The organism is Bacillus sp. JJ1532, assembly GCF_036965085.1.
Taxonomy (GTDB): domain Bacteria; phylum Bacillota; class Bacilli; order Bacillales; family Cytobacillaceae; genus Cytobacillus.
This window is the reverse complement of sequence record NZ_JBALOW010000128.1, coordinates 1-8,680: the sequence shown is the minus strand read 5'-3', so window position 1 is coordinate 8,680 and position 8,680 is coordinate 1. Positions and strand designations below refer to the sequence as shown.

Here is an 8,680-nt window from a genome sequence, read left to right as displayed (position 1 = left end):
AATAATTGCGCCCGATTGTGGAAGATCATAAGTATCTGTCTTGTTAAACTATTGCCCCCTTTACTTTAACAAGATTTATTTAACTTCAATTACAAAGGCATAACTCGAACTTCCCTTATCCCATCCTGCATGGACATCGTAAATATAAACACCTTTTTCTTTTGGCACTGTTAAAATATTATTACTTAGCGAAACATTTTCTACTTCGCTATTACTAAGCCATCTATTTACTCCCAACGTATTTTCTTTAGGCTCTATTTTAAATTCTATCTTTAACTCAGATCCAGTTGATACAATCACAGGTTTAATTTTATGATGTTCAACCAGCATTGGAGGAGAAATTGTATCAGCACAAATAGAATTAAGTAACCCATCCCAACAATACGAACCTCGTTCCACTTCTAGCTTCTTTTCACCAAAAGTTATAGTTAGTTTAGGTAGATTAGAATTAAATAACCCGATAACAAAATATATCCCAGTAGCCAATACTACTAATACTAATAAAGTTATTAAAAACTTATTCATCTATCTCCCCCTATATCCTTGTTCAACTAAACTCCCTTAAATGGAAATTGAGCGCTTATCCTTGTTCAAGGATAACGCCCTTTAGTAACATATTCATTTGGTGGAAAAAAAAATTATGTAGATCACTTAAACAAAATCAAAGTGACTTTCCAAAACAGGAATCTATAATGATAAATCCAGCCATTATCTTCATGGTTACTATAACCACTGGTGGATATCACCATTTTCGTAGGAAACCCATTGATTAGTGAAGAAATTAATAATTTCATTCCTAAAAAGGTTTTAACAACAGGTCTACAATCTTCAATAAATAATTTTTGCTTGTTGAAGATTTGGTGTAATTTAAGTAATAAAAATAAATCCACCTCTTAGTAACACAGAAGTGGATTCGTTTTTAAGTCTATTTATTTCTTTTTATTTAAATAATCTCTATAGACTAAAACAGCAACAACAAGAAAGCTTAAACTAACAATCCGAAAAATCATCTCTAAACTAATCCATTCAGCCAAAATTCCTAATATGAATGCGCTAACTCCAACACCGACGTCGAAGCTAGAAAAAAAGGTTGCATTAGCTGCACCACTTTTTTCTTCACTTACACTTTGAACCGCCATTGTTTGTAGACATGGCATAATCGTTCCATAACCTGCTCCAAATAAAATCGCCGCGATAATAAGATGAAAGTCTTTAGTTGCAAAAGACAACACAACTAAAGATAAAAATCCTAAAATGGCAGACACAATGATGATAGACCAAGGTCCTTTTCTATCATACCATTTCCCTGTATACGGACGTAACAAAGTTGAGACTGTCGCATTGACAAGGAAAAACAGAAAAATATTATCCAAGTTCTGTTGTTCTCCAAAAACAACTAAGAACGTAATAATCGCTCCAAAACCTAGTGTTGTAATGACCGTCAGTAATGCTGGGAACCATGCGCTTTTTTCAAAAATCATATCAAAAAAACGAAATGGTTCTTTCTCTCTCTTTATCGGGGCATGCGAATTTACGAATAAAAGTGCAGTGAACGCTAATAGGTTGAGTATAACTGATGACCAAATTACAATGTCAAAAGAATAAAAGCCATATATAAAGATACCTAAACTCTGTGCTATGATCGCCCCGACTGTTGTTGAAATAGAGAAATACCCCAATCCTTCTCCTAAGCGTGACTTAGGAATCGAGTCGACTGCTATTGTACTATTGGCTGTTGTTGATACGCCCCATGCAGTACCATGAAAAAATCTTAACAATAGCAACATCCATATAATGTTAAGAAAAGGATAAACAAGGGTAATTATCATTAACAATGCACTTGCACCGATGGCTAAAGCTTTCCGTTTGTTATCAATTAGAAAGTATCCCACGAAAGGTCTGATTAATACAGCGCCTATAGTGAATAACGTTGTCACTAAACCTATTTGAATGGGAGAGGCATCAAGGCTAATCATATAAGCCGGTAAAATAGGAAGCAACATTTCAAACCCAATAAAAATTAAAAAGTTACTAATAAATATGAAAAAAAATGATTTGTTAAATATTCTTTGATTTTCCATATAGAGATTCCTCGCTTCTAAATTTTTTTAATTCAATTCAGAAGCGTCTGGAACACTGAAACGTTTCTATATTGCCTAAGTTTTTTAAGCATTAGTCTCACCCTTTCTAACGACATCTTTCTCGCTAACTTTTCATGACTCTCATCCAATAAGAGGCCTTGTATACATCCTCATCTCAATCTTTTCTCCTTTTGAACAAAAAAGACGCCGGCGAAAACCGGCATCTAGTAATTGTTTAGTTTTAATCAAAATGCACTAACAATTATATTGTCTTCTATAAACCTAAAATAAAAAGACAAAAAGTTTCCGGGAACTGTTTTCCATATGAAGTTTACTTAAAAAAGGGCAGACTAATCCCGTTGCATGTAAATCTCCTAAATGTAAAAATGACTTTACTTCTTCTGCTATACTTCTGAAAACAGTTTCCATTACTTTTTGCCTCCTTTCTCACTGAATAATTTTATCTATTTTAGTGCATTTTGATAAAAAAAGCAACCACCTAAGAGTTCATTATTGGCATTGTTGTCCTAATAGTTAAAGCTGAACTGAAATTTATCTCTCTTATTCCCAAGTGATAAAATCACTTGAAATTATTCCATTATATGGCCCTATTATTGAAAAAGGCACAATTCCTCTTCAAGATTTGCGCCCGATTGCTGAAGATCATTGCTTAACCTTATGAAAGATAAGCCCTCTATAGCCCTATATTTTTCATCACTTTGAAATCACTCGTAAATAAATCCCTTTTCTTGCCTTTATAGAAGCCTTTGAATTTTGCAGTTGAACTTTCTCGGAAATCATTGAAGCCTTAATCAATTGACCTCCCAACCATATGGATGGGTCAATCAAACGTTCCTTTTGCTTCATATGAAAATCAAAATCTTGTTCATCTTCAATTAACGTAACTTCCTCTTGTAATTGATTTAATAAGTGTATAACCTCGTTATCGTTTGAGCGATATAATTGATTTATGACCTTCTCATCTGTACTTAAGAAATGATTCGGTTCTAATATATTTTTCTTTAATGCCATTTTTAATGTTTTAGATAGAATGGTGTAACCATAAATATTTAATGGGTCTAAGAAATAATCAATGACCTCTTTATAATATGTATTTACAAACCATTCTGTCCACTCTATGCTGTCTATATGAATTTTCCCATCTATAATCACAAGATGAGTTAAAAAAGATTTTATTTCATCAAGCGAAATGATTCCACAACGAAACATATCTCTCAATGTATAGTCAATTCGATCTGCACATAGTTCTGGTAAAGGCTGCTCAAGTATTTTCCATTGTGATAAGTCGTCCATGATTTTTTTATAGTCCAAGTTATATTTGGCCAAAATCGTTGGTATATCTGAACCTTCTATGACTTGATTAAATATCTTCTCGTGATAATCTTCATTTTTTGCATCAAATACATAATCAATCACGTGAGAAAACGCTGTATGGGAAACATCGTGTAATAACCCTGCTATTTGCTCTTCAATCGTACCTCCTAGTTGTCTTACTAAAAGCATCACACCGACAGAATGCTCATATCTTGTTCCATTCCATTGTTTATTTACTAAATAACTCGCTCCACCTTGATGAACTTTTTTTAATCGTTGTATAGCTTGGCAATTAATCAGTTTCTCCAAAACTGGTTCTATTATAAATTCCCCATAAATTTCATCTATTACTTTCAATACTTTTCCTCCTTAATCCTTCACAATCTTACCTAATAAAATTTAACATAACAATCAAATTTTATTATTAAGTTATATTCCACAAAATGGCCCGATTACTGAAAAAGGCACAATTCCTCTTCATGAATTGCGCCCTTTAGCTGAAGAAAAGGTTTAAATACATTGTATTTTATTTCTTTCTAAAGAACGCTAAATCAAAAAAGAAACCCCTAGTGATATTCCCAAAGCAATTAAAAAAATCCTATAATAATCTATTTCTGCCGGTTTATAAAAATAATAATAAATGATACTCGTCCCACTAAGGAAAACAAAAGAAGCAATAAATCCATACATTCTTTTTCTAATATCAAACCACTTTAATTTTCTCATATTGATTACAGTTGCAATAATGAAATAAAAAAGATACAAAACAAGAAAAATTACATAGCCAATTACAAATTTAAAAGAAAATAAATTATCAATATCCTTATATACAATAAATAATGTAATTATCGTGCTTACTACAAATATTGTATAAAACAAAATAGATATTAGCTTTGAGGGAAATTTCCTCATTTTATCACCACAATAGTTTTAAATATTTTATCCCCTTTGATTATCTCAAAATGTCGTCATCTTGTTTATTGGTAATTTACTCCTTACTCACTAAACTTTACTCCTCATTTTAATAAGCCCTGTACCATTAAATGGCCCTTTTCATGAAGAATTCCTTATTTCAGAAAAGCGCCCGATTGTTGAACAAGATATTATTTCTCAATTCGTACCAATGTTTTTTCAGGCATTTCAATCAAATCAATATTAAAGTTATCGATACTCAAGGTTTTTTCACCAACTCGCTTGTCCTTTTCCTCACCAACCCAACAACTATAAAGTTCAAAATAATCGCCTTTTTCAAGATAGCTATCCATAATTTCACATAATGCAATTAGCTTCTTTTTCGATTCAGTACATGATCTTTGATTCATATATTTTGATATCTCAATTCCCCAGTGACTAGATACCTCATAAACATAAGGTGTAGTAAATTGATATTTTTTAACATCCTGTTTGTTGTACTTAGTTGAAAAACAATCTCCAATATACATTAAGTCATTATATTCTTCTTCATCACTAAGTGGGATTTCTACATTACATCCAATATAGCTTGCTAAACTCATATAAATCCCCCTTTCACTTTTTTAAACTATTCTATCCAAAAGTTTAAGTGTAAACCTGCACAATTTCCATTAACGTAACTAAACAATATGGCCCTATTACTAAAAAAGGCACAATTCCTCTTCAAGAATTGCGCCCTTTAATTGAATAACAGAGCTTCTATTATCTAGTTTAGTTAAAGAAGGAATGTAATAAATGCTTACTGAATAGAAGTTATCATTTTTCGATATAATAAAATGAATCATATTTAGAATGGTTTTAGTAATTAATTATGGTAATTAGCTCAATAGAATTAAATGGAATTATAACATTGAGTAAGGATGAAAAAATGAGTTATGACATTAGCATATGGTCAGTAAATAAAACTTCATTTGAGAATGAAATTTTTAACCAAGCAAGTATTAAACATAAGAATGAGGGAATCATCTTTGAAGGTCCAAATTGGCAAATTATGATTGGTAATCCTCAAGAAGTCATGGAAGAAGATATACCAGAAGAAGTTGTTGGCAAACTTCCGGGCATTAAATATTTTACAGAAATTATTTTAGAACCCTTAGGTGCACCTAAACAAGCATTTACGATACTTAAGAAAATTTCTAAAATCATTGCTCAATCATCACATGGAATTATTTCTGATGAACGAGGAACAGTTTCTTCTCCAACGGGCGTGAAAAGGCTAGAAACCATTAAAGTAAAAGATGATCCAGATTGTCTCCAAATGACATGGTGGTTCATGAAAGACCACACTTTTATAAAAGATGGTTTTAAAGAATTTTTAGAATTTATTGAATTAACATTGCCTGAAGCATTACCTAGAAGATATGGAATTTATGAGCCACCACAATTTAAACTGGCCGAAAAAGGAAAAGAACATTTTATTCAGTTTTTATCCGAGCACATACATGAAGTGATTGTTTGGTATCCCAGTAAACCATTTACTTATATTACGATTCAAATCCCACCTAAAATAGGTGCCACACGTGAAGGTTTTAGAGCTTCTTATATCACTATGGAGTTTTTAGAGGAGGTAATGAACCAGCCTGGATGGCCTACGGAATTAAAGCGATTTTGGTTAAAAGCTTCTGACCAATTACAACCGTTTTATGGTGAAATGAGAAAGGCAAAGTTTTCTATAGGTGATACATGGTGGAGAGGCTTTCCAAAAAAGTTGGGGAATGCTGCTGTTATAGGAAAGCCTTATATTGATTTATGGACGGAATTTACTAAAGAAGCCAAACAAACTGATAGCGGACTTTTTTATATTGAAAACATAAAACAGGATTATCAGGATCTCCATTCAATTATTGCAGATGTGCCAGAGGATTTTGTAAAACCGAAGACTAAGAAGAAACACTCAAGAAATTGGCCTTTTGAGGGACCAATCTTGAAATATAAATAATATCTTTAGTTTTACAAACCAAAGGCGCAATCCTTACTACTACAGGAAAGCGCCCGATTGTTGAAGATCGTTATTGAACTCAAGCACCCGTTAATAAAATATTGTAATTTTATTTATTATAATCTTACCAGTGTACTTGAAGTTTATTACCATTTGGGTCATAAAAGTGGAAAAAGGCATGACCATTATCTTCTTTTATATCCTCGACCTTAACTTGATTATCAATTAAGTGTTGATGAAATTTAGATAATTCTGGACTTGTAAAGCCAATGCTAAATTCTTGTTTATTATCAATTGTAAAATGTGCAAATGTTTCATCTTCGGTAGGAACTAAGATAAGTAAAAAAGGTCCTTCATTTACTTTTAAAATCGCAAGTTCCTCAGTACTGTTTAATAACTGGAGTCCTAATACATCTCTATACCATTGAGCAGATAGTTCTAAATCTTTTACAGGAATTCTAATATAATGTACTTGTTCAATAAATGATTTACTCATAGCCTTCTCTCCTTTATATAATCTGGTATATCAAATAGTTCCCTTTCTATATACCTTTTTCCTTCGGATTATTGAATTAACCTGCTCCTTTAGTATAAGTACATTTATTCACAATCTCTTCCAAAATATCCACTTGTTTTGAAAACAAGTTACTCAACAATCTGGCCCGATTACTGAAAAAGGCACAATTCCTCTTCAAGAATTGCGCCCGATCGTGGAGCAAGCTGAAACTTATTTCTCTTTCTGCCTTTTTAACATAAATAAGGAATAAGTCCGAGACCTTTTATTTTTCTTATTCAAAATAGTTGTTTTCTTGTTTAATTTGATCTATTCTCTTTTTCCCCCATTCATACATCATCTCAACGATCGGTAATAACGTCATCCCCAGTTCAGTCATTGAATATTCGACTTTCGGGGGAACTTCTGGATATACTTCTCTATGAACAATTCCATCTTCCATCAGTTCACGTAATTGGTTTGTTAATATCTTATGGGATATTTTCGGAAAAAGTTTTTGAAGTTCGCTGAAGCGATGTGGTCCTTCAACACCTAAGTGCCACAAAATAACAACTTTCCATTTCCCACTAATAATCGATAAGGTAAGTTCCTTTTCACAATGATAATCAAGATTTAATATTCTCTCTTTGATCTCTTCTCTTAATTTATCCGACATATAGTTAACTCCCTTTCATTTAAATAAGTAACCTTTTGGTAACCTCCGCACAAAAAAGTGCATTCTTCACAATGTAGTAAACCATATGTAGAATGAAGTTAGTCTTAAAGACAAATCTTTATCTATTTTAGGCGCTAATCATTTATGAGGAAAACAGCGTTAATATTTATATCACTAAAACGATTTTATTAAACTTCTCTTATTTAATACACTGTATTTCGTCTAAAATAAAACTATCTCATCTAAAGGAGCGAAAAACATGCAAACGATCGCAGGAAAAGTGGCGTTAATTACAGGAGCAGGGCGTGGCATAGGACGTGCAACAGCAATAGCTTTTGCCAAAGAAGGTATTCATGTAGGTCTTATTGGACGTACGCTTGAAAATTTACAACAAGTAGCAGAGGAACTTAAACAATATGATGTGAAGGTAGCAATCGCTGCTGCAAATGTAGCAGATTTAGACTCTATAACCACAGCGATTGAATCAATTCGTGACGAACTTGGTGCAATCGATATTTTAGTAAACAATGCCGGCATTTCAAAATTCGGTAACTTCATGGACTTAACGCCTGAAGAATGGACAAATATTATCGATGTCAACGTAAAAGGTGTGTACTACACAACACGTGCGGTATTACCGGAAATGATCGAGCGCAACACAGGCGACATCATTAATATCTCATCAACAGCTGGTCAAAAAGGTGCACCAATTACAAGTGCATACTCTGCTTCAAAAGCTGCAGTTATTGGACTAAGTGAGTCATTAATGCTTGAGGTGCGTAAGAAAAATATTCGCGTTACAACGTTAACACCAAGTACGGTGGCAACAGATATGGCTGTCGAACTAAACTTAACAGACGGAAATCCGGAAAAAGTAATGCAAGCAGAAGATTTAGCTGACTTAATGGTTGCACAACTAAAACTTCATCCACGTGTTGTATTAAAACATGCTGGACTTTGGTCTACGAACCCCTAATAGAACTATTCGAAATATCAAGGCGCTATCCGATGTATTTTGGACAGCGTCTCCTTTTTTAGAATAATAGGCTTTAATAGGAGTACTGCCAACCCGTCTATCACATGAACGGCATCATAAAAAAGTGTGGTTTTTGCAACCCATTACTCAATTAAATGGCCCGATTGTGGAATAAGAGCTACAGACGATTCTTAAACTAGTCGAGTAG

8 protein-coding genes are annotated in these 8,680 nt (G+C 33.0%); 2 read left to right on the top strand and 6 right to left on the bottom strand.

Annotation, left to right across the window (positions count from 1 at the left end; translation table 11 throughout):
- Positions 1-75: 75 nt before the first annotated feature.
- From V7122_RS24930 to V7122_RS24915, 4 genes are all read right to left on the bottom strand, one after another.
- Positions 76-525 carry a hypothetical protein gene (locus V7122_RS24930; RefSeq protein WP_335529864.1) on the bottom strand — a complete coding sequence of 150 codons (450 nt, stop codon included), beginning with the start codon at positions 523-525 and terminating at the stop codon, positions 76-78.
- 404 nt (positions 526-929) lie between these two features.
- Complete coding sequence (locus V7122_RS24925; RefSeq protein WP_335529861.1) at positions 930-2,081, bottom strand: MFS transporter; 1,152 nt, start codon at positions 2,079-2,081, stop codon at positions 930-932.
- A 714-nt stretch (positions 2,082-2,795) separates the two neighbouring features.
- Positions 2,796-3,773: an HD domain-containing protein gene (locus tag V7122_RS24920; protein WP_335347792.1), complete on the bottom strand. Its 978-nt coding sequence runs from the start codon at positions 3,771-3,773 to the stop codon at positions 2,796-2,798.
- A 746-nt stretch (positions 3,774-4,519) separates the two neighbouring features.
- Positions 4,520-4,930, bottom strand: a complete 411-nt coding sequence (locus V7122_RS24915) for a hypothetical protein (protein ID WP_335355255.1) — start codon at positions 4,928-4,930, stop codon at positions 4,520-4,522.
- A gap of 326 nt (positions 4,931-5,256) precedes the next feature.
- Here V7122_RS24915 and V7122_RS24910 point away from each other — a divergent pair, with 326 nt between their 5' ends.
- On the top strand, positions 5,257-6,327 hold the full coding sequence (locus V7122_RS24910) for a hypothetical protein (protein WP_335353504.1): 1,071 nt from the start codon (positions 5,257-5,259) through the stop codon (positions 6,325-6,327).
- A 124-nt stretch (positions 6,328-6,451) separates the two neighbouring features.
- On the opposite strand, the gene V7122_RS24905 is transcribed toward V7122_RS24910, so the two are convergent.
- Both V7122_RS24905 and V7122_RS24900 read right to left on the bottom strand, forming a co-directional pair.
- Entirely contained in the window at positions 6,452-6,823 is a 372-nt protein-coding gene (locus V7122_RS24905) for a VOC family protein (protein ID WP_335345951.1), read from the bottom strand.
- Between the two features lie 292 nt (positions 6,824-7,115).
- A complete protein-coding gene (locus tag V7122_RS24900; protein ID WP_335345950.1) occupies positions 7,116-7,496 on the bottom strand; it encodes a winged helix-turn-helix transcriptional regulator in 381 nt (126 codons plus the stop codon).
- A 259-nt stretch (positions 7,497-7,755) separates the two neighbouring features.
- Here V7122_RS24900 and V7122_RS24895 point away from each other — a divergent pair, with 259 nt between their 5' ends.
- Positions 7,756-8,472, top strand: coding sequence for a 3-ketoacyl-ACP reductase (locus V7122_RS24895; RefSeq protein WP_335345949.1), 717 nt, complete (start codon positions 7,756-7,758; stop codon positions 8,470-8,472).
- Positions 8,473-8,680 lie beyond the last annotated feature (208 nt).